Consider the following 23,537-nt stretch of genomic DNA (forward strand, 5'->3'; position numbering starts at 1 on the left):
CCCCCCCCCCCCCCCCCCCCCCCCCCCCCCCCCCCCGCTCCCACAGGGGTTAATCGCCGCTAACAGGTTGTCGGGCACTGCGATACGCCGCCGGCCCCACGCCATACACCTGCTTGAACTGCCGGCTCAGATGACTCTGGTCGGCAAAGCCCAACTGCATGGCGACTTCCACCGGCAGGCAACCGTGCTGCAATAAACCCCGGGCCGTGGCGATGCGCTGCTGCATCAGCCAGGTGTGCGGTGGCATGCCGGTGGCGCGGCGGAATACCCGGGCGAAGTGGAAGGGCGACAGATTCACTGCGGCCGCCAGCTCTTCCAGCGACGGCGGCGCAGCGAGTTGCGCATGCAGCAACTCCTTGGCCATCACCACCGCGCGGTGTTCCTTGCCCGGTTTACCGTTGATCTGCACCGCCGCATGCCGCTGCAACAGCAGCATCATCATCTCGCGCCATACCGTTTGCTGTTGCAGCGCGGTGGCGGGGCTTTCCAGCAAGCGATGCAACTGACAGAAACCGTTGACCAGATCCGGGTCGCGGTACAGCGTCGCGCCAAACGCCGGCATCGGCGCGGTGGGCAGTTCCAGTTCTTCGAGCAGTGAAACGATCTTTCCGGTATCGGGATAAAACGCCCGGTACAGCCAGCCGTCCTCGGTACCCTTGTGCCCGGTGTGCAATTCGTCCGGGTTGATCAGCACCAGCGTGCCGCTGCCAGCCAGGTGTTCGGCACCGCGATAGCGATAACGCTGGGCACCGGCCATGATCATGCCGATCACATAGCCGTCGTGGACGTGCGGGGCGAAGCGATGCTCGATGTAGCGCGCCGACAGCAACTCGACCCCGGCCAGTGGCGCGGTCTGCCAGAATCGGATCGACTCGCCCTGGTCGCTCATGACGTCACACGGGCCAACCATTGCGGGATGCGCCGTTCCAGGTAGTAACCGGGCTGGCGCAACGTGCCATCGACAAACCCGACATGCCCACCCTTGGCCTGCAGCTCGAACTGCGTGGTGGCGGACAACTCCTTGGCCGTCGGCAGGCTGTGGGGGAACACGAACGGATCGTCAGCGGCTTGAATGATCAGGGTCGGGGTGCGGATCTCGCCGAGAAAGTAGCGACTCGACGCCCGGCGATAGTAATCCTCGGCATCGGTAAAACCGTGCAGCGGCGCGGTGACCCGGCCGTCGAAGTCCCAGAAAGTCCGCATGTTCTCCAGCGAGCCGAGCGCCGCCAGAGCTGCCAGGCCATCCTCGCGCCCGTCGTGCTGGAACTGCCGTTGCTTGTTCTTGATGTAGGCGACCATCTCGCGCATGAAATGCGCCTGATAGACCTTGGAGAAACCCTGGCCGATCCGGTCTGCACACTGATCAAGGCGAAACGGCACCGACACCGCCACCGCACCGAGCACGCCGCTGTCGCTGCCGGTCTCGCCCAGATGCTTGAGCAACACATTGCCGCCGAGGGAATAACCGACCGCATACAGCGGCGCCAGCGGGCGTTTGGCGCGCAAGTGTTGGATGGCTTCGGCGAGGTCTTCGCTGGCGCCGGAGTGGTAGCTGCGCGGCAGCAGATTGGGTTCACCGGAGCAGCCGCGCCAGTTCAGCGCGACACTGGCCCAGCCTTGTGCGGCGAGGGCAGCCTGAATTCCGGCGACGTAGGGCGAATTGGAAGAACCGGTCAATCCGTGCAGCACCAGCACCAGCGGCGCGTCGGCGCTGTGCGGACCATGCCAGTCGAGGTCGAGGAAGTCCCCGTCGTCCAGCCACAGGCGTTCGCGCTGGCGATCAAGGTGGACGGTTTTGCGCCACAGCGGCCCCCACAAGGTTTGCAGGTGCGGATTGCCGAGGCCGAAGGCGGGGATGAAGCGTTCAGTTTCCAGAGTGCACACACCTTTTGTGGCGAGGGAGCTTGCTCCCGCTGGGGCGCGAAGCGGCCCTTTTTTGGGACTGCTGCGCAGTCCAGCGGGAGCAAGCTCCCTCGCCACAGGGTTGTTCAATACGTTCAGTTGACTGCCATACGTTGCCACAACGCGTAGTACACCCGCCCGGATTTCTGCTCGCGGTGCAGGCGCCAGTTGCCCGGCAGGCCCAGCGTCGAAGGCGCGGTCTCGCTTTCAGTGTAGATCCACGAATCCGGCGCCAGCCATTGGCGTTCTTCCAGCAAAGTGCAGACGGCTGGCAACAGGTTCTGGTTGAACGGCGGATCGAGAAATACCAGATCGAACGGCGTGGCGACCTGGGTTTCCAGATAACGCAGCGCGTCGGCGGTCTGCACCTGGCCGTTGGTGCAGCGCAGGGTGCCGAGGTGTTCCTTCAGGCTCGATACCGCAACGTTGCTGGCATCCAGCGCCTGGCCCATGGCCGCGCCGCGGGACAATGCCTCCAGAAACAGCGCGCCGCTGCCGGCGAACGGATCCAGCACCTTGGCCCCGGCCACATACGGCGCGAGCCAGTTGAACAGGGTTTCGCGCACGCGATCCGGCGTCGGGCGCAGGCCGGGGGCATCAGGGAAGCTCAGTTTGCGGCTGCGCCATTCGCCGCCGATGATGCGCAGCTGGTTCACACCGTTGTGGACGTTCTGCGCAGGTTTTTTAGGGCGAGTAGCCATTAATGCTCCGGAACCCCGAGCGGTTGCTCGGCAGGTTTATCAGATGGGGCCGGTAACGGCTTTTGCGGCACGGTCGGGCCAGCGCTGACGATGACCAGTTTGTCCGTGCTCAGGTGTTTGTTCATCGCGTCTTTGACCTGTTCGACGGTCAGGCTCTGGGACTGACGCATGAAGTCATCCAGATAGCTCAGCGGCAGATTATAGAAACCCATGGCGCCCAGCTGGCCGACGATATCGGCGTTGCTCGCGGTGGACAGCGGGAAGCTGCCGGCCAGTTCGCGTTTGGCGTCGTCGAGTTCTTTCTGGGTCGGGCCGGTCTTCAGGTAATCGGCGAGCACGTCCTGCACCAGTTTCAGGGTGCCTTCGCTCATTTCCGCGCGGGTCTGCAGGTTGATCATGAACGGGCCGCGAGCCTGCATCGGGCTGAAACCCGAGTAGACGCCGTAGGTCAGGCCGCGCTTCTCGCGCACTTCGCTCATCAGACGGGTACCGAAACCGCCGCCACCGAGGATCTGGTTGCCCATCGACAGCGCCGCGTAATCCGGGTCGTCACGGTCGATGCCCAGTTGCGCGAGCAACAGGTTGGTCTGCTTCGACGGAAACTCGATGTGATTGATGCTGGCTTTCGGTTCCTGCGGCTGAGCGATCTTCGCCAGTGCCGGGCCTTTCGGCAGGGCAGAGGAGACCTGATTGGCAATCGCCTCGGCCTCGGTGTGAGACAGGTCACCGACCAGCGCGATCACCACGTTGCCGGCCGCGTAGGCCTTGGCGTGGAACTCACGCAGTTGCGCCAGAGTGATCTTCGGCACGCTCTGCGCATTACCGTCGCTGGAATGCGCATACGGGTGGTCGCCGTACAAACGCTTCATCAGCTCGAGGCTGGCGAGTTTGCCGGGGTTCTGTTTCTGGTATTCGAAACCGGCGAGCATCTGGTTCTTGATGCGCGCGAAGGAATCGGCCGGGAAGGTCGGTTTGCCGACCACCTCGGAGAACAGCTTCAGCGCCGGCTCGCGCTTGTCGGCGGCACTCAGACTGCGCAGCGAAGCCAGCGCCATGTCCTTGTAGGCGCCGTTGCCGAAATCCGCCCCGAGGCTTTCGAAGCCCTGGGCGATGGCGCCAACGTCCTTGCCCGCCACGCCCTCGTTGAGCATGGCGTTGGTCAGGATTGCCAGGCCCGGCGCATTGCCGTCCTGGCTGCTGCCCGCGGCGAAGATCAGGCGCATGTCGAACATCGGCAGCTCATGGGCTTCGACGAACAGCACCTTGGCCCCTTCGGCGGTGTTCCAGCTCTGCACGTCGAGCTTGCGGCTGGCCGGGGCCTTGCCATCGAGTTCGGCCAGCGATTGCAGCTTCTGGCTGGACTTGGCGTTGTCCAGTGCTTCACTGGCGTCGGTTTTAACGCCGGGCATCAGATAGAACGCGGCAGAGCCGATGACCGCCACAGCGATCAGACCAAGCAACAGGCGTGGGGATTTGCGCTCACTCATGAGTCGTCTCCAGTGGCAGGACATGGGCGACGCTGAGACGTTCGCGGGTGAAATACAGCTTGGCGGCGTTTTGGATGTCTTGCGGGGTCACGCTTTCCAGATCGGCGAGTTCGGTGTCCATCAACTTCCACGACAGACCGACCGTTTCCAGTTGGCCGATGGCGGTGGCCTGACTGGTGATCGAGTCACGTTCGAACACCAGGCCGGCGATCACTTGCGCCCGCACGCGCTCGAGTTCTTCGGCGGACGGTGCGGTGGTTTTCAGCTGTTCCAGCAGTTTCCACAGACCGGCTTCAGCTTGCGCCATGGTCTTTTTCTTCTGGGTGTTCGGCGTCGCCGACAGGGTGAACAGGCTGTCGCCACGGGTGTAGGCGTCGTAGCTCGACGAACCGCCGGAGACCAGCTCTTCACCGCGCTCCAGTTGCGTCGGGATGCGCCCGCTGTAACCGCCGTCGAGCAGCGCCGAGATCAGGCGCAGGGCGTTGACCGAGCGCTTGTCTTCAGCGGTGGCGATGCTGGGCACGTTGAAACCGAGCATCAGGCTGGGCAGTTGAGTCTGCACATGCAGGGTGATCTGGCGCTCACCCGGCTCGGCCAGTTCCAGCGGTTTCTTCGCTGGCGGCACGTCGCGCTTGGCAATCGGCCCGAAATAGCGCTGGGCGAGGGTCTTCACCTCATCAGGGGTGACGTCGCCGACCACTACCAGCGTGGCGTTGTTCGGCACATACCAGGACTGATACCAGTGGCGCAGCTCCTCGACTTTCATCCGGTCCAGGTCCGCCATCCAGCCGATGGTCGGCGTGTGGTAGCCACTGGCCGGGTAAGCCATCGCCTTGTAGCGCTCGTAAGCCTTGGACATCGGCTTGTCGTCGGTGCGCAGGCGACGCTCCTCCTTGATGACTTCGATTTCCTTGGCGAACTCGTCGGCCGGCAGGCGCAGATTGGCCATGCGGTCGGCTTCCAGTTCGAACGCTACGCCCAGACGGTCGCGGGCCAGCACCTGGTAATACGCGGTGAAATCGTCGCTGGTGAAGGCGTTTTCTTCGGCGCCCAGATCGCGCAGGATCAACGAGGCTTCGCCGGGGCCGACTTTCTCGCTGCCCTTGAACATCATGTGCTCGAGCGCGTGGGACAGGCCGGTCTGGCCCGGGGTTTCGTAGCTGGAGCCGACCTTGTACCAGACCTGCGACACCACCACCGGCGCGCGATGGTCTTCGCGCACGACGACCTTCAGGCCGTTGTCGAGGGTGAATTCGTGGGTCGGTTGCGGGTCGGCCGCCAGGGCCGAAAGGGGCAGGCAGACTGTGCTGAACAGCAGGCCTGCAGCGCGGCGGGCTAGAGCATTCATTCGTTTTTTAACCTGTTGGGCTGCCCGCTTGGTCTTAGCGTCGGCGGGCGAGAGGGTGCTAGGATACTGATCCGTTTTACCGGCGACCACGCCTATCAGGTTTTCAGGCCTGAACCGGCTGTATGGGTTTGCGGCAGAAAGCTGCGGTTTATCGACTAGACTTCGCTTTTTCGCCGATTTTGCCGGTTTAGTCCTTCGTTTATACGATTCTTTGAGGTGCCGCTGGCGCCTCGACAAAATGTTGCGCGTGAACAAGCTGGATGAAACACAGTCTGTTCTGCATCGAATATTTATTTGCCGGGGCGCCCTTATGGCGCGTCGCTACCGTGAGATAGCCGTCCTCCATGTTTGGTTCCAACGACGACAAGAAGACCCCAGCTGCGGCTGGCGAGAAGAAAAGCCTGTTCGGATGGCTGCGTAAGAAACCGCAGGAACCCGTCGTCGAACAGCCGCCCGTGATTCCTGAGCCGGCTCCGACGCCAGCGCCTGCTATAGAAGAAGAGCCGGCGCCGATCGTGCTGCCGATTGCCGAGCCGGTGCTGCAACCGGTTGAGCCCGAGCCAGAACCTGAAACCCCGGTGGCGGCCGAGCTGCCACTGACCCCGGCGGCCGAGCCGTGGCTGACCTTGCCGGTGGCCGAAGAGCCGGTGGCCTTGGTCGAAGAGGCCGCGCCGCATGTGACGCCGCCGATTCCGGCGCCTGCCGCGTTCGTCCCTGAGGTCGCTCCGGCGCCAGTGGTTGAGCCGGTTGTCGAGCCTGCGCCGGTTGTTGCCGAGCCGGCGGCCCCGGTGTTCGTTGCCCCTGTTTCGCCGGTCGTTCAGCAGCCCGAGCCTGCACCTGCACCTGCACCGGTCGTTGCTGCTCCGGTTGTGCCGGTGGAAGTGGTTGCTGAAACGCCAGTCGAAGCGACGCGCAGCGAAGAAACCAAAGTCGGCTTCTTCGCCCGCCTCAAGCAAGGCCTGTCGAAAACCAGCGCCAGCATCGGCGAGGGCATGGCCAGCCTGTTTCTCGGCCGTAAAACCATCGATGACGACCTGCTCGATGAGCTGGAAACCCGCCTGCTGACCGCCGACGTCGGTGTTGAAGCCACCACCCAGATCATCCAGCGCCTGACCCAGAAGGTCGCCCGCAAAGAGCTGGCCGACGCCGACGCGCTGTACAAGTCTTTGCAGGCCGAGCTGGCGGCGATGCTCAAGCCGGTCGAGCAGCCGCTGAAAATTGCCTCGCAGCACAAGCCGTTCGTGATTCTGGTGGTCGGCGTCAATGGCGCTGGCAAGACCACCACCATCGGCAAACTGGCGAAGAAGCTGCAACTGGAAGGCAAGAAAGTCATGCTCGCCGCCGGTGACACCTTCCGCGCCGCTGCCGTCGAGCAGCTGCAGGTCTGGGGCGAGCGCAACAAGATCCCGGTGATCGCCCAGCACACCGGCGCCGACTCTGCGTCGGTGATCTTCGACGCCGTGCAGGCCGCCAAGGCCCGTGGCATCGACGTGCTGATCGCCGACACCGCCGGTCGTCTGCACACCAAAGACAACCTGATGGAAGAGCTGAAGAAAGTTCGCCGGGTGATCGGCAAGCTCGACGCCGACGCGCCGCACGAAGTGCTGCTGGTGCTCGACGCCGGCACCGGTCAGAACGCGATCAACCAGGCCAAGCAATTCAACCAGACCGTCGAACTGACTGGCCTGGCGCTGACCAAGCTGGACGGTACCGCCAAGGGCGGGGTGATTTTCGCCCTGGCCAAGCAGTTTGGCCTGCCGATCCGCTACATCGGCGTCGGTGAAGGCATCGACGATCTGCGTACCTTTGAAGCCGAACCCTTTGTCCAGGCACTGTTTGCCGAGCGGGAGCGTTCATGATTCGTTTCGAACAGGTCGGTAAACGCTACCCGAACGGTCACGTCGGCTTGCATGAGCTGAGCTTTCGAGTCCGTCGTGGCGAGTTTCTGTTTGTCACCGGTCACTCCGGTGCCGGTAAGTCCACGTTGTTGCGCCTGTTGCTGGCGATGGAGCGTCCGACCAGCGGCAAACTGCTGCTGGCCGGGCAGGATCTGAGCACCATCAGCAACGCGCAGATTCCGTTCCTGCGTCGGCAGATTGGTGTGGTGTTCCAGAATCACCAGTTGCTGTTCGATCGCACGGTGTTCAACAACGTCGCGCTGCCGCTGCAGATTCTCGGCTTGTCCAAGGCCGAAATCGCCAAGCGCGTCGATTCGGCGCTGGAGCGCGTGGCGTTGTCGGATAAAACCGATTTGTACCCGGGCGACCTGTCCACCGGTCAGCAACAGCGCGTCGGCATCGCCCGCGCCATCGTGCACCGTCCGGCCCTGCTGCTGGCGGACGAACCGACCGGTAACCTCGACCCGCGTCTGGCGGCCGAGATCATGGGCGTGTTCGAAGACATCAACCGGCTGGGCACCAGCGTGCTGATCGCCAGTCACGACCTGGCGCTGATTGCGCGTATGCGGCACCGCATGCTGACCTTGCAGCGCGGCCGATTGATCGGCGACGGGGAGGCCGGCGTATGAGTGCGACACGCAGTCCGAAGGTTTCCGAGCGCGTGGCCCCGAAAGCCGCCGACCCGCAGCCGCCGAAGAAGAAAAAACACGACGATGACGACGGCCCGGACTTTTCCACGCTGTTGCGTTCGTGGATCGAAAGTCATCGTGCCAGCCTGCTCGACAGCCTGCGTCGCCTCGGCAAGCAGCCGATCGGCAGCTTTTTCACCTGCATGGTGATGGCCGTGGCGTTGAGCCTGCCGATGGGCCTGTCGCTGCTGATCAATAACGTCGAGCGTCTCGGCGGTTCGTGGCAGCGTGCGGCGCAGATTTCGCTGTACCTGCAGCTGGATGCCACGCCCGCGCAGGGTGAGGCGTTGCGCGAGCAGATCAAAGCCATGCCCGGCGTTGCTGATGCCGAATATGTCGGCCGTGATCAGGCGCTGGAGGAGTTCCAGCAGCAGTCCGGTCTGGGCGAGGCCCTGCGCGAGCTGCCGGAAAACCCGCTGCCGGGCGTGGTGCTGGTGACCCCGAAGGAAGTCGACAAGCCGACGCTGGAAGCATTAAGACAAAAACTTTCCGAGCTGCCGAAGGTACAACAGGCGCAACTTGATCTAGTCTGGGTCGAGCGTCTGGCGGCTATCCTCAAGCTCGGTGATCGTTTTGTCTTCGGTCTGACGGTGCTGCTGGTTTCTGCATTACTTTTGGTGATAGGCAATACCATTCGTCTTCATATTGAAAACCGCCGCACAGAGATAGAAGTGATTAAACTCGTCGGCGGCACTGACAGCTATGTGCGTCGTCCCTTTCTTTATATGGGCGCGTTGTATGGCTTCGGTGCGGGTGTTCTGTCCTGGGGAGTGCTGGCGTTCGGCCTCAACTGGCTGAACGACGCGGTGGTTGGACTGGCCGGTTTGTACGGCAGTGATTTCGCGCTGGCCGGAGTGCCAGTTGCCGACGGTCTGTCGCTCTTGCTTGGCGCGGTGCTGTTGGGTTATATCGGTGCATGGATTGCAGTCGCACGTCATCTCAGGGAGCTGGCGCCGAAGTAGAATCTTTTTTGCGCGTGATTGACCTCGCGGTTTTTTTGGGAACTTGTACTTGAATTCCCGGTCAATTTTTCGCAGTGCCGAGAGGCACGAGTATGTAAGTGGGAGGTTTTTTCGCATGACCAATTCTTTGCAACCTGCGTATGCGTTGGTTCCGGGTGCGAACCTGGAAGCCTATGTGCACACCGTCAACAGCATTCCATTGCTGACGCCGGAGCAGGAGCGTGAACTGGCCGAGAGTCTCTACTATGAGCAGGATTTGGGGGCGGCTCGGCAGATGGTGCTCGCCCACCTGCGTTTTGTCGTACACATTGCCCGTAGCTATTCCGGCTACGGTCTGGCTCAGGCTGACCTGATCCAGGAAGGCAACGTCGGCCTGATGAAGGCCGTGAAGCGCTTCAACCCGGAAATGGGTGTGCGTCTGGTGTCGTTCGCCGTGCACTGGATCAAGGCGGAAATTCACGAGTTCATCCTGCGCAACTGGCGCATTGTGAAAGTCGCGACCACCAAGGCCCAGCGCAAGCTGTTCTTCAACCTGCGCAGCCAGAAGAAACGTCTGGCGTGGCTGAACAACGAGGAAGTCCACCGTGTGGCGGAAAGCCTTGGCGTCGAACCACGTGAAGTGCGCGAGATGGAAAGTCGTCTGACCGGTCATGACATGGCCTTCGATCCGGCTGCTGAAGCCGATGACGACAGTGCTTTCCAGTCGCCGGCCAACTACCTGGAAGACCACCGGTACGACCCGGCGCGTCAACTGGAAGATGCCGACTGGAGCGACAACTCCAACCACAACCTGCACGAAGCGCTGGAAGTGCTGGACGAACGTAGCCGCGACATCCTCTACCAGCGCTGGCTGGCAGAAGAGAAAGCCACGCTGCACGACCTGGCGCAGAAGTACAACGTGTCGGCCGAGCGAATCCGTCAGCTCGAGAAGAGCGCGATGAACAAGCTCAAGTTGTCGATCGCCGCATAATCGGCGCCTCGGCAAACAAAAAACGCCCCGATCAGCAATGATCGGGGCGTTTTCGTTTCTGGCTCAACACGAACCCCTGTAGGAGCGAGCCTGCTCGCGAATGCGGTTTATCAGTGACATCAATGCAAGCTGACACACCGCTTTCGCGAGCAAGCCCGCTCCCACAGGAGATCTTCTGCGTTATTCGGCCCAAGGCGCCCGGCGCGAATCGTTGAGCCCCAGCAGATAGCTGGTCCCGCCCAACTGGCTCATCTGCTGCCGAATCCACCCGGCCCGGCGTGACACATAAGCCGTAGGATGGCTGGCGCTCCACACTCGCGGATTGGGCAGCACCGCCGCCAGATAACTCGCCTGCTGCCGCGATAACGACTTGGCGCTCACGCCAAAGTGATGGCGTGCCGCCGCTTCGGCACCAAACACCCCGTCGTCCCACTCGACGCTGTTCAGATAAACCTCAAGAATCCGTTGCTTGGGCCAGAACACCTCGATCAATGCGGTAAACCACGCCTCCAGGCCTTTGCGCAGATAACTGCGGCCCGACCACAGAAACAGGTTCTTGGAGACTTGCTGGCTCAAAGTGCTGGCGCCGCGAATCGAACCGCCGAGCTCGTTGTGGGCCAATGCAGCCTGGATCGCGCCGAAGTCAAAACCCCAGTGCTCGGGAAATTTCTGGTCTTCGCCGGCCATGACCGCGACCTTGAGGTCGTCGGAGATCTCGTCCCACGGCTTCCAGGTGCGCTGCAGGTCAATCGGCTCGCCGTCGACCCAGGATTCGATCTTGCGCTCGACCATCAGCGCCGTGCCCGGCGGTGGCACGAAGCGAAACAGCAACACCAGCAATACACTGCCGCCCGCGAACCAGAGCAGGGCCTTCGTGAGACGACGCAAAAGTGAACGCAGCATAGAGATGGCTTGGCCGAACCGATAGAGCGGGCCATTATACAGACCCTGCCGAACGAGTCTGACTGGAGTTCCACATGCTGCGTGGCTTTCTGATGCTGGCCGCTTTCTTTGGTTTTACCGGTGTGGGCCTGGGCGCCTTCGCCGCTCATGGCCTGAAGAGCCGCCTGACCCCCGAGTATCTGGCGATTTTCCACACCGGTGTGACCTATCAACTGGTGCACACCCTGGCGCTGTTCGGCGTTGCGCTGCTGGCTACGCAGATTCAGGGACGGCTGGTGACCTGGGCCGGTATCTCGTTCGCCATCGGCATCCTGTTGTTCTCCGGCAGTCTGTATGTGCTGACCACCACCGACATCAGCAAGCTCGGCATCATCACCCCGTTCGGCGGTCTGGCGTTTCTGCTCGGCTGGCTGTGCCTTGGACTGGCCGCCTGGCGCCTGCAGTAACCGCTTGACGCTTGGTGCTGACCTTTAGGTCATGATCGGGCTAGAATGCCACCCCCTAAAAATGATGGCGGCCTGGCGCATGCGCATTCAGTTGAACGGCGAATCCCTTGAACTGCCCGACGGTGAAACCGTTGCGGCCCTGATCACCCGCCTGGAACTGACCGGACGCCGGGTGGCAGTCGAACTCAATCTGGACATCGTTCCACGCAGCCAGCATGCCGAGACCGTTCTCAACGACGGCGACAACGTCGAAGTGGTGCACGCCATCGGTGGCGGCTAGCCGCCGGGTCCGCAAGGGCACAGAATTCTGCAAGACCCTCACCCTTAAAGAGGATTCCCCATGAGCATCGTTCGTAGCGACAAGCCTTTCGTTCTGGCCGGTCGTACTTACCAGTCGCGTTTGCTGGTCGGTACCGGCAAGTACCGTGACATGGAAGAAACCCGTCAGGCCATCGAAGCCTCGGGTGCCGAAATCGTCACCTTCGCCGTGCGCCGCACTAATCTGGGCCAGATCGAAGGTGAGCCGAACCTGCTCGACGTGCTGTCGCCGGATCGCTACACCTTTTTGCCGAACACCGCCGGTTGCTACGACGCTATCGAAGCCGTGCGCACCTGCCGCCTGGCCCGTGAGCTGCTCGATGGGCACAACCTGGTGAAGCTGGAAGTGCTGGCCGACCAGAAAACCCTGTTCCCCAACGTGATCGAAACCCTCAAGGCCGCAGAAACGCTGGTCAAGGAAGGCTTCGACGTGATGGTTTACACCAGTGATGACCCGATCATCGCCCGGCAACTGGCGGAAATCGGCTGCATCGCGGTCATGCCGCTGGCCGGTCTGATCGGTTCCGGTCTGGGGATCTGCAACCCGTACAACCTGCAGATCATCCTCGAAGAAGCGAAAATTCCGGTGCTGGTGGATGCCGGTGTCGGTACCGCTTCCGACGCTACCATCGCCATGGAGCTGGGCTGTGACGCGGTGCTGATGAACTCGGCCATCGCCCACGCCCAGCAACCGGTGATGATGGCCCAAGCCATGCAACACGCGATCGTCGCGGGCCGCCTGGCCTACCTCGCCGGCCGCATGCCGAAAAAACTCTATGCCAGCGCCTCTTCGCCGCTGGATGGTCTGATCAAGTAAGAGCCATTGATGACTGAATCGAACGACACGCCTCTCCAGACGGAAGAGGGCGATGAGCGCCAACATCGCCGCATCAAGAGTTTCGTGATGCGCGCCGGGCGCATGACCGAAGGCCAGCAGCGTGGTCTGGATCAGGGCGCGCCGCTGTACGTGCTGCCGCTGGCCGACGCGCCGGTGGATTACGATCAGGTGTTCGGCCGCTCGGCGCCGCGCTCGCTGGAGATCGGTTTCGGCATGGGCCACTCGCTGCTGGAAATGGCCGCGGCCGCGCCGGATCAGGACTTCATCGGTGTGGAAGTGCACCGTCCGGGTGTCGGCGCGCTGCTCAACGGAGTGCTGACTCAGGGCCTGACCAACCTGCGGGTCTACGATTGCGATGCGATCGAAGTGCTCAACCGCTGCATCGCCGACAATAGCCTCGATCGCCTGATGCTGTTCTTCCCGGATCCATGGCACAAGAGCCGTCACCACAAGCGCCGTATCGTTCAGGCGTCCTTCGCCGAACTGGTGCGCAGCAAGCTGAAGGTTGGCGGCATCCTGCACATGGCCACCGACTGGGAGCCGTACGCCGAGTACATGCTGGAAGTGATGAACGTCGCCCCGGGCTACCGCAACCTCGCCGAAGACGGCAAGTGCGTACCACGCCCGGCTGAACGCCCGGTCACCAAGTTCGAACGCCGCGGCGAACGTCTTGGGCATGGCGTGTGGGATCTGAAGTTCGAGAAAATCTCCTAAGCATCACGCAAAACCCAATGTGGGAGCGGGCTTGCTCGCGAAAGCAGTGGATCAATCAACGTTGATGTTGACTGATCCGACGCCTTCGCGAGCAAGCCCGCTCCCACAGTTGTTTTGTGTGCTCAGAAATTACAGGGTGGAAAGAAATCGAGCCGGCACCTGTTCTGTAAGCCAGACACCGTTTTCGGCCTGATAGAACTTGAAGCCCTGTTCTTCCATTTGTCGTGCGGCGACTTTCAGAATCACCACGGTGCCGTAGCGCTGCCCGACCGCCGTAGCGGTGTCGATGTCTTGGGAAAGGTGCACGTGATGGCGTGATCCCGGGATCAGGCCTTGTTCTTTGATTGACTCAAGAAAGCGCGTCGCCGTGCCGTGATACAGCATTTGCGGGGGCTGTTTCTGCTCAAACTGCAGATCCACGCTTTTCGTTGAATGGCCCTGAACCGCACGAATCAGTTGGCCGTCCTCGGAAATCGAGAAGCGCTTTTTGTCGCTACTTGTAACGACTGCTTCAATCAGTTCGCGATCCAGTTTACGACCGTCACCCATAGCGCCGCTGATCAGTGCGTCGATATTCGCCCAGCCTTCAGAATCCAGCGTCAGACCAACCGCCTGAGGTTCGTGGCGCAATACGAAGCTGAGAAATTTGCTTGTCTCGTCCAACAGTTTTTTGCTCATGAACGTCCCTGCCATTGCGATCAACTGTGGGAGCGGGCTTGCTCGCGAAAGCGGTGGATCATTCAATGTTGATGTTGACTGATCCGACGCCTTCGCGAGCAAGCCCGCTCCCACAGTTGTTTTGGGGTGTCAGAGGATTCAGCGGCGGTCGGCGACTACGCCAATAAGGACGAGGACCACCAGCAGCACCGGCGCCAGGCTGTAGTTGTTGAACTGGCTCAGGCCCTTGACCACCCACGGTGTGGCGTAGATCAGTGCGGCGCCGCTGCCGATCACGCACAGCAGGGCCATCAGCGGTACGCGCAGGGCGCCGGCGATGCTGCCCAGACGCTGCTCGACCCAGCCCTTGAAGTCGGCGCCGAACAGCACCAGCAGGCAGCCCACCAGCGCCAGGGCGATTTCCGAAAGATTGCTGCGGCTCCAGCGGGACACGGTGGCGAGCAGATCGAGTATCAAATCCATGCGGTTTTCCTTAGGGCGGCCGTGGGGCTCAGCTCAGAAATTTCTGCAGCAAGTCGTTGAGAAACAGTTGTCCGCGCTCGGTGGCCGCCAGACGTGACGGTTCGACCTGCATCAGGCCGCTTTGTTCGGCCTCGCGGCGGTGTTCGGCGAGACTTTCCAGCGGCAGGCCGGTGCGCTCGGGGTACAGGTGTGATTCCACCCCGGCCGTCAGGCGCAAAGCGTTCATCAGGAACTCGAACGGCATCTCGTCGTTGCTCAGGGCTTTCTCGCCGGCCTGGAAACTTTTGGCCGGGTTGAGATAGTCCTTCGGCAGGCGTGTCTTCCAGGTGCGGACGATGCGCCCGTCCGGGTGGCTGAGCTTGCCGTGGGCGCCGGCACCGATGCCGATGAAGTCGCCGAAACTCCAGTAATTGAGGTTATGCCGCGCCGGTCGCCCGGGCTGGGCATAAGCCGAGACTTCGTATTGCACGTAACCGTGCGCGGCCAGCAGCGCTTGCCCGGCTTCCTGAATGTCCCACAGCGTGTCGTCTTCCGGCAGCACCGGCGGCTGGTTCCAGAACACCGTGTTCGGCTCCAGTGTCAGCTGATACCAGGAGATGTGCGTCGGTTTCAGTTCGATGGCCTGGCGCAGGTCGCTCAAGGCATCGTCCAGCGACTGATCCGGCAAGCCGTGCATCAAGTCGAGGTTGAAGTTATCGAACCCGGCCTGGCGCGCCATTCCCGCCGCGCGTACCGCTTCGTCACCGTTGTGGATACGTCCGAGCGCTTCGAGTTTCTGCTGCTGGAAGCTCTGGATGCCGATCGACAGGCGATTGATCCCCAGCTTGCGATACGCAACGAACTTCTCTTGCTCGAAGGTGCCGGGATTGGCTTCCAGGGTGATCTCGATGTCGTGGGCGAACGGGATGCGCTGCTCGACGCCTTTGAGCAAGCGCCCGAGCGCTTCGGCGCTGAACAGACTCGGCGTACCGCCACCGAAGAAGATCGAACTGATTTCACGGCCGTACACCGCGCGCAGATCCTGATCGAGATCGGCCAGCAACGCGTCGACGTATTCCTGTTCCGGCAGCACTGGGCTGGCGGTGTGCGAGTTGAAATCGCAATACGGACATTTGCGCACACACCACGGGATGTGGATGTACAGCGCCAGGGGTGGCAGCGTTGGCAGCGGCGCCCGCGGCGAAGAGGCGGCGCCGCCGATGATCAGCGACGACGCGGAGGGGCTGTCGGTCATTTCAGGCCCAGACGCTGGCGCAGCAGATCCATTGCACGGGCGCGGTGGCTGATCCGGTTCTTGTCGGCCGGGCTCAGTTCGGCGCTGGACAGGTCACGCTCCGGCACCCAGAACAGCGGGTCATAGCCGAAACCGTGCTCGCCGCTGGCGGCGGTCAGGATGCGTCCGTGCCACAGACCTTCGCAGAGAATAGGCAATGGATCATCGGCGTGACGCACCAGTGCCAGCACGCAGACGAACTGCGCGCCGCGCTCGGCTTCCGGCACATCTTTGAGGGCGTCGAGCAGTTTGGCGTTGTTCGCCGCATCGCCCTTGCCGTCGGCATAACGCGCCGAGTAGATGCCCGGTGCACCGCCGAGGAAATCCACCGCCAGACCGGAATCATCGGCCAGCGCCGGCAGACCGGAGATGCGCGCGGCATTGCGCGCCTTGAGGATCGCGTTCTCGACGAACGACAGACCAGTTTCCTCCGGTTCGACCTTGCTCCATTCGCCGATCGAGCGCAGTTGCACCGAGTCGCCGAGCATGGCCTGGAGTTCCTTGAGTTTGCCGGCGTTATGGCTGGCCAGTACGAGTTGCGTGAGGTTCATCATTCGCCGGGAAAGAGTTCTTGGTTGAAGTTGATGGTGTTGATCTTGTCACCGTTCTGCACCTTGATTTCAAAGGTGCGGGTTTCCTGCTGCTCCACCGGGTACTGGGCGATGTAGTAGATCGCGCCCTGTTCGGTGACCTGGCGGAAGTTCAGCGGCACGCTCTGGCTGGTCAGGTCTTTGACCGTGCCGGTGACGTTGGCGATCAGCGGTTTGCCGTCCTTGATCACCGAGACATTGATCACGCCCTGGTTCTTGCTGCGGATTAGCTCGGCTGCTTTGGCGATGTCGGGTGTCAGGAAGGTCGAGTTGAAAGTGTTGTAGTGCACGATAACGTCGCCGAACACTTCCTTGCGTTCGCCCTTGATGGCATCGGCGGCCACCGCCGACAGACTCAGGCAGGCGGCCAATAGCACAGTAATCAAGCGACCCATGATCGTTCTCCTCGAAATGTCGTGGTTCAGACCGCGACCCGATGATCTGCAAGCACCGGGCTGCTGACGCGGTAGATACCAATCTCACCTAACAGATTAGGCCATAGCTTACTGGCCCACCCGTGGCGGTGCTGTTGATCCACGGCAAGCCGATCAATGACCTTCGCATCACGTTCGCGACAAAGTTCTTCAAAGTCTTCGAAGGTGCAGAAGTGAATGTTCGGCGTGTTGTACCAGGTGTACGGCAGAAACTCCGACACCGGCATCCGGCCCTTGCTTGCCAGGTACCAGCGGCAGCGCCAGTGACCGAAGTTGGGGAAGGTGATGATGCACTGACGACCGACCCGCAGCATCTCGTCGAGGATCTTGTCCGGGTAGTGCACGGCTTGCAGGGCCTGGGTCATAACGACGATGTCGAAACTGTTGCTGGCGAAGTTGCCCAGCCCCTTGTCCAGGTCCTGCTCGATGACGTTGATGCCCTTGGCCACGCACTCGGCGATGTTGTCGGCGTCGTTTTCCAGGCCATAACCGGTGACGTTCTTGTTGTCGCGCAGCCAGGTCAGCAGTTCGCCGTCGCCGCAACCGAGGTCGAGCACGCGGCTGCCGGCGGGGATCCATTCCTGGATGATTTCCAGATCAGCTCTCATGGCTTGTTCACACCGTAATTCGGTTCATGTAATTGCCGAACGCCTGCAGATAGCGCGGGATCGGAATCAGGAAGGCGTCGTGGCCCTGTGGCGCGTCGATTTCCAGGTAGCTGACGTCTTTGCGTGCCGCCATCAGCGCGTCCACCAGCTCCCGCGAGCGGGCCGGGGAGAAGCGCCAGTCGGTGGTGAACGACATCACGCAGAACTTGGCGGTGGCGTTTTCGAAAGTTTTCGCCAGGTTATCGTCGAAGTTCGCCGCCGGATCGAAGTAGTCCAGTGCCTTGGTCATCAACAGATAGGTGTTGGCATCGAAACGCCCGGAGAATTCTTCACCCTGATAGCGCAGGTAGCTTTCGACCTGGAACTCGACGCTGTGGAAGTCGTAGTTGAGCTTTTCGCTCTTCAGGCCGCGGCCGAATTTCTCGCCCATGGAGTCGTCGGACAGGTAGGTGATGTGCCCGACCATCCGCGCCAGCATCAGCCCGCGCTTGGGGATCACGCCCGCTTCCTGGAACGAACCGCCGTGGAACTCCGGGTCGGTAAGGATCGCCTGGCGCGCCACTTCGTTGAAGGCGATGTTCTGCGCCGACAGCTTGGGGGCCGAGGCGATCGCCAGACAGTGGCGCACGCGATCCGGGTAAGTGATGGTCCATTGCAACGCCTGCATGCCGCCGAGGCTGCCGCCGATGACGGCGGCGAACTGACGAATGCCGAGCAGGTCAGCCAGTCGCGCCTGGCTGTGCACCCAGTCTTCCACGGTGAGCACCGGGAAGTCGGCGCCGAATGGCTTGCCGGTTTCCGGGTTGATACTGCTCGGGCCGGTGGAGCCGTTGCAGCCGCCCAGATTGTTCAGGCTGACCACGAAGAACTTATTGGTGTCGATCGGTTTGCCCGGGCCGATGCAGCTGTCCCACCAACCGGGCTTGCGGTCGTCGGGGCTGTGATAGCCGGCAGCGTGATGGTGACCAGACAAGGCGTGGCAGATCAGCACGGCGTTGCTCGCCTGTGCGTTCAGCGTGCCGTAGGTTTCGTAGATCAGGTCGTAGGCAGGCAGCGAACGGCCACAGGCCAGAGCCAGAGGTTCACTGAAGTGCGCCGTTTGCGGCGTCACCAGACCAACAGAATCGGGGGGAAAGGCAGCTGGCATCGACCCTGCTCTCGTTGAAATGAGGCGTAAGTCTAAAGAGCATGGGGGTTAGCGGCAAGCAACGATCGGGCCTGTTTGTTCGCTTTGGACCGAGGCGCGGCCATTCGCGAGCAAGCCCGCTCCCACATTGGATTTGTGTCGATCACAGAACCAGTGTGGGAGCGGGCTTGCTCGCGAATGGGGCTACTCGGTGGATCAGGCTGGACGCACCAATCCCGCCAACTCCGGCAGCTTCTTCGGCGCACAGATCTTCACCCGTTTCTGCCGGTTCAACTCGCCGCTGAGCAAGCTGACCTGGCTCTTGGAAACCCCAAACGCCTTGGCCAGAAAGCCCATCAGATACGCATTGGCCTTGCCCTCGACCGGCGGCGCGGTGAGGCGGATCTTCAGGCGGTCACCGTGCAGCCCGGCGAAATCATCGCTGCGGGCTGCCGGTTGCAGGTGACATTCGAGGATCAGATCGTCGCCGTCCCAGCGAAACCAGCTCACATCAGCAGGCGCAGGATGTCCGGCATCATGGTCATCGCCGCCAGATTGTTGATCACCAGCATGTCGATCAGCTTCAGCGCCAGAAAGGCGAAGATCGGCGACAGGTCGAGACCGCCGAGGTTCGGCAGGATGCGGCGGAACGGTGCCAGCGCCGGCTCGCAGATCTGGTTCACCAGTTCAGCGCCCGGGTTGTGGCTGCCCGGGGCGACCCACGACAGGATCACGCTGATGATCAGGGCGAAGAAGAAAATCTTCAGGAACAGCGCGGTGACGCCGATGATCGACCAGATAAACAGTTGCAGCGGGTTGCCGGTGGTGCCGTAGGTCAGCAGCAGGGTCAGGGCCATCAGCGCCAGCTGCACCAGAATCGCCAGCACCAGCGACGACATGTCGAGGCCGAAGATGCTCGGGATGATCCGGCGCAGTGGCTTGAGCAGCGGCTGGGTAGCCTTGACCACGAACTGGCACAGCGGGTTGTAGAAGTTCGCGCGCACCAGTTGCAGGACGAAGCGCAACAGCACGATCAGCAGGTACAGACTGCCGAGGGTTTGCAGCACGTAAACCGCTGCAGTGTTCAATCCAATCATGTAAGGCTCCTTATTTGCCCAGTTGTTCGGCCATTTCGGCCGAGCGGTGCGCGGCGGCGCCGAGTGCTTTTTCTACCAGGGCTTCGAAGCCATCAGCCTGGAATGATTTGATCGCGGCCTCTGTGGTGCCATTTGGCGACGTCACGCGGCGGCGCAGTTCGGCAGCGTCGACATCGCTGGATACCGCCATGTGCGCGGCGCCCAGAGCCGTTTGCAGGGTCAGTTGCTCGGCGATTTCCTTTGGCAGGCCGAGTTTGACGCCAGCGGCGGTCATCGCTTCGATCAGCAGGAAAAAGTACGCCGGGCCGGAACCGGAGACAGCGGTCACCGCATCGAGTTGCTGCTCTTCGTCCAGCCACAGCGCGATACCCACGGCGGACAGCAGCTCTTCAGCCTGCTGACGCTGCTCGGCGGTCACTTCGCTGGTGGCGTACAGGCCGCTGACGCCCTGACGCAGCAGCGCCGGGGTGTTGGGCATGCAGCGCACGATCGGCTGCTCGCCGAGCCATGCGGTCATGCTCGCGCAAGTGATGCCGGCGGCGATCGACACCACCAGTTGCTGCGGTTTCAGGCTTGGGCGGATGGCCTCGCACACGGCTTTCATCGCCTGTGGCTTGACCGCCAGCACGATCACCTCGACGCCATCGATGGCCTGGGCGTTGTCGGCGAAGGTTTCGATGCCGTGTTCGGCGCTGACGCGCGTTCGGGTCTCTTCGCCCGGATCGCTGGCGCGGATGTGGCTGGCTTGCAGACCCTTGGCCCGCAGGCCGCCGATCAGGCTGGCGGCCATGTTGCCGGCACCGATAAAGGCAATGCGTGTGTTGCTCATGTCAGGTCCTTTTTCAGATGGCTGTCGATCATTGCTGACCGTAATCTCTGGCGCCAAACAGCGCGGTACCGATCCGCACCCACGTGGCGCCTTGGGCGATGGCCGACTCGAGGTCGTGGCTCATGCCCATGGAAAGTGTGTCGAGCGGCAGATTCAGGCTGGCCTGCAAACGTTGCACGGCAGCAAAAGCGGCATCCTGTTCGGCGCGATCTTCGGTCGGCTCGGGAATCGCCATCAGCCCGCGCAGTTTCAGCCGGGACAGGGCGCTGATGGCCTTGGCCAGCGCCGGCAGGTCGGCCGGGGTGCAGCCGGACTTGCTGGCTTCACCGCTGACGTTGACCTGAATGCAGATGTTCAGCGGCGGCAGCTCGGCCGGGCGCTGTTCGGACAGGCGTTGGGCGATTTTCAGGCGATCCACGGAGTGCACCCAGTCGAAATGCTCGGCGATGGCGCGAGTCTTGTTCGATTGAATGGGGCCGATGAAGTGCCAGATCAAGGGCAGGTCGGCCAGTTCGAGCTGTTTGCCCAGGGCTTCCTGCAGATAATTCTCGCCAAAGTCACGCAGGCCGGCGGCGTAGGCTTCACGCAGGTCCTGCGCCGGTTTGGTCTTGCTCACGGCCAGCAACTGGATGCTGTGTTCATCGCGGTTTGCAGCTTTGGCCGCTGCCTGGATACGCGAACTAACCTGAAGAATGTTGTCTGCTATCGTGGACATCAAGAGGCGCCGGCGGTCTGAAGGTTCGCGGCATTCTACTGGAATTGAGGGACGCTATGGATATCACTGAACTGCTGGCGTTCAGCGCCAAACAGGGCGCTTCCGACCTGCACCTGTCGGCCGGTCTGCCGCCGATGATCCGCGTCGATGGCGATGTGCGGCGGATCAATCTGCCGGCGCTGGATCACAAACAAGTGCACGAATTGATCTACGACATCATGAATGACACCCAGCGGGTCGACTTCGAGAAACACCTGGAAACGGATTTCTCGTTCGAAGTCCCCGGCGTCGCGCGCTTTCGGGTCAATGCGTTCAATCAGAACCGTGGCGCTGGCGCGGTGTTTCGCACCATTCCCTCGAAAGTGCTGAGCATGGAAGACCTCGGCATGGGCGACGTCTTTCGCAAGATCACCGATGCGCCGCGCGGGCTGGTGCTGGTGACCGGGCCGACCGGCTCCGGCAAATCCACCACATTGGCGGCGATGATCGACTACCTCAACACCCATCGTCACCACCACATCCTCACCATCGAAGACCCGATCGAGTTCGTCCACGAATCGCGTAAATGCCTGATCAATCAGCGCGAAGTCCAGCGCGATACCCGCAGCTTCGCCACGGCGTTGCGCTCGGCGCTGCGCGAAGACCCGGATGTGATTCTGGTGGGCGAGATGCGCGACCTGGAAACCATTCGCCTGGCCCTGACCGCTGCCGAGACCGGGCATCTGGTGTTCGGCACGCTGCACACGACGTCAGCCGCCAAGACCATCGACCGTATTGTCGATGTGTTCCCGGGTGACGAGAAGTCCATGGTGCGTTCGATGCTGTCCGAGTCATTGCTGGCGGTGGTGTCGCAGACCCTGATCAAGAAGATCGGCGGCGGACGGGTGGCGGCGCACGAGATCATGCTGGGAACGTCGGCGATCCGGAACCTGATCCGCGAGGACAAGGTGGCGCAGATGTACTCGGCGATTCAGACCGGCGGGTCGTTGGGGATGCAGACACTCGACATGTGCCTGAAGGAACTGGTGACCAAGGGCCTGATCAGCCGCGAGCATGCGCGGGAGAAGGCGCGTACGCCGGATAATTTCTGAGAGAGGCTTGTGTTGCTTTCACTGACCCCTTCGCGAGCAAGCCCGCTCCCACATTGGAATGCATTTCCATGTGGGAGCGGGCTTGCTCGCGAAGGGGTCAGTACTGCTTGAACAGATTCTGGATCAGTCAGCTCAGCGCTGAACCACGCGCATCTGCTTGCCGGCCGGTTCTTTCGGCAACACACGCTTGGCAACCACGTAATGCTGTTCCCAGTACGGCTTGTTCAGCGTATCGATGCTCACCGCTTTGCCACGGCGTGGGGCGTGGATGAAGCGGTCGTTGCCCAGGTAGATGGCAACGTGGTTTACCCGACGGCTCTTGATGTTGAAGAAAATCAGGTCGCCCGGTTTCAGATCCTTGCGTTCGACTTTCTCGCCATGACCGCTGGCCATCGCGTTGGACGTACGTGGCAGGTCGAAGGTCGCGTCGTTGAACGCATATTTCACCAGACCACTGCAATCGAACCCTTTACTTGGGCTGCTGCCGCCCCAACGATAAGGAGTACCAAGGACGTTCACCGCACGGCTCAGGACGTTGCTGCTTTCCTTGTTGGCCATCGGTGGCACCAGCTTGCCGTGATGCTTGCTGGCGAGCGTGGTGTGTTTCGTTTGTTTGCTGCTCTTGCTCGAAGGAGCCGAAGCATGGGATTTAGGGGTGAAACCGTTAACGTTGGGAAGACGTTGCTCACGATTGGTGGCGTGGGCGGCCAGTGGCATTAATAGGCAAATAGTTAGCCATGTCTTGAAAAATGGTCGCATTAGGCGTGGCTCTTATGTGGTAGCGCGCAACTTTATAACAGCTTTTTCGTCCCTTCCGAGGCCGTTGGTCGATTCCATCTGAGGGCAACGGAACCAAACAAGCGGCAAATGGACGCAATTGTCGGACAGAAGTCCGGTGCTATAAGGCTTTGACGGACGACACGGTAACATTTGCCGTACGTCGGCCACATGTAAAAAAGTCACAAAGAATTAAAGAAAATTTATCTATTGGGTGAATCGAGGTCTTCATGAACCGCTATCAGCAGGTTGCTGCACCGCACGATACGCACAGCAAAATCATCGGGTATCTGCTGTGGATTTTTGGTTTCACCGGCGCGCACCGCTTCTATTACGGCAAGCCGGTGACCGGGACGATCTGGTTCTTCACCTTCGGTCTGCTGGGTATTGGCTGGCTGATCGACGTGTTCCTGATCCCGGCGATGGATCGCGAGGCGGATCTGCGTTTCACCGCAGGACCGATCGAATACAACGTGGCGTGGATTCTGCTGACGTTCCTGGGCGTGTTCGGCGTGCACCGGATGTACCAGGGCAAGTGGATCAGCGGCTTGCTGTATCTGCTGACCGGCGGGTTGTTCTTTGTCGGCGTGTTGTATGACTTCTGGACCCTGAATGATCAGGTATCGGTGCGTAACGCGCAGAACAGAGGCGCCTTCCAGTAAGCCTTCGCGAGCAAGCCCG

Annotated in this window: 28 protein-coding genes; 10 read left to right on the forward strand and 18 right to left on the reverse strand. The window is 61.6% G+C overall.

What is annotated here, in order from left to right; translation table 11 throughout:
- Window positions 1–49 precede the first annotated feature (49 nt).
- The 5 genes from NTD85_RS19065 to NTD85_RS19085 all read right to left on the reverse strand — a co-directional run bounded on the left by NTD85_RS19065 (window position 50) and on the right by NTD85_RS19085 (window position 5,438).
- Entirely contained in the window at window positions 50–889 is an 840-nt protein-coding gene (locus NTD85_RS19065) for an AraC family transcriptional regulator (RefSeq protein WP_262142944.1), read from the reverse strand.
- Entirely contained in the window at window positions 886–1,884 is a 999-nt protein-coding gene (locus NTD85_RS19070; protein WP_262142926.1) for a hydrolase, read from the reverse strand. Before NTD85_RS19070 ends, NTD85_RS19065 begins: the two co-directional genes overlap by 4 nt.
- 113 nt (window positions 1,885–1,997) lie before the next feature.
- Window positions 1,998–2,603 (reverse strand): 16S rRNA (guanine(966)-N(2))-methyltransferase RsmD, encoded by a 606-nt coding sequence (rsmD, locus tag NTD85_RS19075; RefSeq protein WP_083367657.1) that lies wholly within the window; start codon window positions 2,601–2,603, stop codon window positions 1,998–2,000.
- Window positions 2,603–4,090, reverse strand: a complete 1,488-nt coding sequence (locus NTD85_RS19080) for a M16 family metallopeptidase (protein ID WP_262142927.1) — start codon at window positions 4,088–4,090, stop codon at window positions 2,603–2,605. The genes rsmD and NTD85_RS19080 overlap by 1 nt, the downstream gene beginning before the upstream one ends.
- Window positions 4,083–5,438 (reverse strand): M16 family metallopeptidase, encoded by a 1,356-nt coding sequence (locus tag NTD85_RS19085; RefSeq protein WP_262142928.1) that lies wholly within the window; start codon window positions 5,436–5,438, stop codon window positions 4,083–4,085. The genes NTD85_RS19080 and NTD85_RS19085 overlap by 8 nt, the downstream gene beginning before the upstream one ends.
- Before the next feature lie 344 nt (window positions 5,439–5,782).
- Between NTD85_RS19085 and ftsY the strand changes: the two genes are divergently transcribed.
- The 4 genes from ftsY (at window position 5,783) to rpoH (ending at window position 9,957) form a co-directional block, all read left to right on the forward strand.
- A complete protein-coding gene (gene ftsY / locus NTD85_RS19090; RefSeq protein WP_262142929.1) occupies window positions 5,783–7,297 on the forward strand; it encodes a signal recognition particle-docking protein FtsY in 1,515 nt (504 codons plus the stop codon).
- Window positions 7,294–7,965 carry a cell division ATP-binding protein FtsE gene (ftsE, locus tag NTD85_RS19095; RefSeq protein WP_003229148.1) on the forward strand — a complete coding sequence of 224 codons (672 nt, stop codon included), beginning with the start codon at window positions 7,294–7,296 and terminating at the stop codon, window positions 7,963–7,965. Before ftsY ends, ftsE begins: the two co-directional genes overlap by 4 nt.
- A complete protein-coding gene (gene ftsX / locus NTD85_RS19100; protein WP_262142930.1) occupies window positions 7,962–8,987 on the forward strand; it encodes a permease-like cell division protein FtsX in 1,026 nt (341 codons plus the stop codon). Before ftsE ends, ftsX begins: the two co-directional genes overlap by 4 nt.
- A 115-nt stretch (window positions 8,988–9,102) precedes the next feature.
- Entirely contained in the window at window positions 9,103–9,957 is an 855-nt protein-coding gene (gene rpoH, locus NTD85_RS19105) for an RNA polymerase sigma factor RpoH (RefSeq protein WP_003229146.1), read from the forward strand.
- A 180-nt stretch (window positions 9,958–10,137) separates the two neighbouring features.
- Here rpoH and mtgA read toward each other — a convergent pair whose 3' ends face one another.
- Complete coding sequence (gene mtgA / locus NTD85_RS19110; protein ID WP_003229145.1) at window positions 10,138–10,860, reverse strand: monofunctional biosynthetic peptidoglycan transglycosylase; 723 nt, start codon at window positions 10,858–10,860, stop codon at window positions 10,138–10,140.
- 74 nt (window positions 10,861–10,934) lie between these two features.
- Here mtgA and NTD85_RS19115 point away from each other — a divergent pair, with 74 nt between their 5' ends.
- The 4 genes from NTD85_RS19115 to trmB all read left to right on the forward strand — a co-directional run bounded on the left by NTD85_RS19115 (window position 10,935) and on the right by trmB (window position 13,176).
- Window positions 10,935–11,306, forward strand: a complete 372-nt coding sequence (locus NTD85_RS19115; RefSeq protein ID WP_262142931.1) for a DUF423 domain-containing protein — start codon at window positions 10,935–10,937, stop codon at window positions 11,304–11,306.
- A gap of 79 nt (window positions 11,307–11,385) precedes the next feature.
- Window positions 11,386–11,586, forward strand: a complete 201-nt coding sequence (thiS, locus tag NTD85_RS19120; RefSeq protein ID WP_177434703.1) for a sulfur carrier protein ThiS — start codon at window positions 11,386–11,388, stop codon at window positions 11,584–11,586.
- A gap of 60 nt (window positions 11,587–11,646) precedes the next feature.
- On the forward strand, window positions 11,647–12,441 hold the full coding sequence (locus NTD85_RS19125; RefSeq protein ID WP_047297148.1) for a thiazole synthase: 795 nt from the start codon (window positions 11,647–11,649) through the stop codon (window positions 12,439–12,441).
- A gap of 9 nt (window positions 12,442–12,450) precedes the next feature.
- On the forward strand, window positions 12,451–13,176 hold the full coding sequence (trmB, locus tag NTD85_RS19130; protein ID WP_262142932.1) for a tRNA (guanosine(46)-N7)-methyltransferase TrmB: 726 nt from the start codon (window positions 12,451–12,453) through the stop codon (window positions 13,174–13,176).
- A 129-nt stretch (window positions 13,177–13,305) separates the two neighbouring features.
- On the opposite strand, the gene NTD85_RS19135 is transcribed toward trmB, so the two are convergent.
- The 11 genes from NTD85_RS19135 to NTD85_RS19185 form a co-directional block, all read right to left on the reverse strand.
- The gene (locus NTD85_RS19135) at window positions 13,306–13,854 is read right to left on the reverse strand and encodes an RNA 2'-phosphotransferase (protein ID WP_003229136.1); all 549 of its coding nucleotides are present in this window, start codon (window positions 13,852–13,854) and stop codon (window positions 13,306–13,308) included.
- Window positions 13,855–13,992: 138 nt separating this feature from the next.
- Window positions 13,993–14,316 (reverse strand): DUF3392 domain-containing protein, encoded by a 324-nt coding sequence (locus tag NTD85_RS19140; protein ID WP_003229134.1) that lies wholly within the window; start codon window positions 14,314–14,316, stop codon window positions 13,993–13,995.
- Window positions 14,317–14,344: 28 nt separating this feature from the next.
- Window positions 14,345–15,550 (reverse strand): radical SAM family heme chaperone HemW, encoded by a 1,206-nt coding sequence (hemW, locus tag NTD85_RS19145; protein WP_262142933.1) that lies wholly within the window; start codon window positions 15,548–15,550, stop codon window positions 14,345–14,347.
- The gene (rdgB, locus tag NTD85_RS19150; RefSeq protein WP_262142934.1) at window positions 15,547–16,143 is read right to left on the reverse strand and encodes an RdgB/HAM1 family non-canonical purine NTP pyrophosphatase; all 597 of its coding nucleotides are present in this window, start codon (window positions 16,141–16,143) and stop codon (window positions 15,547–15,549) included. The genes hemW and rdgB overlap by 4 nt, the downstream gene beginning before the upstream one ends.
- Window positions 16,140–16,574 (reverse strand): DUF4426 domain-containing protein, encoded by a 435-nt coding sequence (locus tag NTD85_RS19155; RefSeq protein WP_262142935.1) that lies wholly within the window; start codon window positions 16,572–16,574, stop codon window positions 16,140–16,142. Before NTD85_RS19155 ends, rdgB begins: the two co-directional genes overlap by 4 nt.
- Window positions 16,575–16,600: 26 nt before the next feature.
- Complete coding sequence (gene metW, locus NTD85_RS19160; protein WP_003229126.1) at window positions 16,601–17,221, reverse strand: methionine biosynthesis protein MetW; 621 nt, start codon at window positions 17,219–17,221, stop codon at window positions 16,601–16,603.
- Window positions 17,222–17,228: 7 nt separating this feature from the next.
- Complete coding sequence (locus tag NTD85_RS19165) at window positions 17,229–18,368, reverse strand: homoserine O-acetyltransferase (protein ID WP_003229124.1); 1,140 nt, start codon at window positions 18,366–18,368, stop codon at window positions 17,229–17,231.
- Window positions 18,369–18,563: 195 nt separating this feature from the next.
- Window positions 18,564–18,857 (reverse strand): DUF167 domain-containing protein, encoded by a 294-nt coding sequence (locus NTD85_RS19170; RefSeq protein WP_262142936.1) that lies wholly within the window; start codon window positions 18,855–18,857, stop codon window positions 18,564–18,566.
- Window positions 18,854–19,444 (reverse strand): YggT family protein, encoded by a 591-nt coding sequence (locus NTD85_RS19175; protein ID WP_003229120.1) that lies wholly within the window; start codon window positions 19,442–19,444, stop codon window positions 18,854–18,856. The genes NTD85_RS19170 and NTD85_RS19175 overlap by 4 nt, the downstream gene beginning before the upstream one ends.
- A gap of 10 nt (window positions 19,445–19,454) precedes the next feature.
- Window positions 19,455–20,273: a pyrroline-5-carboxylate reductase gene (gene proC / locus NTD85_RS19180; RefSeq protein ID WP_262142937.1), complete on the reverse strand. Its 819-nt coding sequence runs from the start codon at window positions 20,271–20,273 to the stop codon at window positions 19,455–19,457.
- Between the two features lie 28 nt (window positions 20,274–20,301).
- Window positions 20,302–20,988, reverse strand: coding sequence for a YggS family pyridoxal phosphate-dependent enzyme (locus NTD85_RS19185; protein WP_262142938.1), 687 nt, complete (start codon window positions 20,986–20,988; stop codon window positions 20,302–20,304).
- A gap of 56 nt (window positions 20,989–21,044) precedes the next feature.
- Between NTD85_RS19185 and NTD85_RS19190 the strand changes: the two genes are divergently transcribed.
- A complete protein-coding gene (locus NTD85_RS19190) occupies window positions 21,045–22,079 on the forward strand; it encodes a type IV pilus twitching motility protein PilT (protein ID WP_262142939.1) in 1,035 nt (344 codons plus the stop codon).
- Between the two features lie 132 nt (window positions 22,080–22,211).
- Here the strand turns inward: NTD85_RS19190 and NTD85_RS19195 are convergent, their stop codons facing one another.
- Window positions 22,212–22,838, reverse strand: coding sequence for a C40 family peptidase (locus NTD85_RS19195; protein ID WP_103521226.1), 627 nt, complete (start codon window positions 22,836–22,838; stop codon window positions 22,212–22,214).
- A gap of 248 nt (window positions 22,839–23,086) precedes the next feature.
- On the opposite strand from NTD85_RS19195, the gene NTD85_RS19200 reads away from it, so the two are divergent.
- A complete protein-coding gene (locus NTD85_RS19200; RefSeq protein ID WP_262142940.1) occupies window positions 23,087–23,518 on the forward strand; it encodes an NINE protein in 432 nt (143 codons plus the stop codon).
- The last annotated feature ends 19 nt before the right edge of the window (window positions 23,519–23,537 follow it).

The sequence above is a fragment of the Pseudomonas sp. 13B_3.2_Bac1 genome (genome assembly GCF_025466205.1).
GTDB lineage: Bacteria > Pseudomonadota > Gammaproteobacteria > Pseudomonadales > Pseudomonadaceae > Aquipseudomonas > Aquipseudomonas fluorescens_H.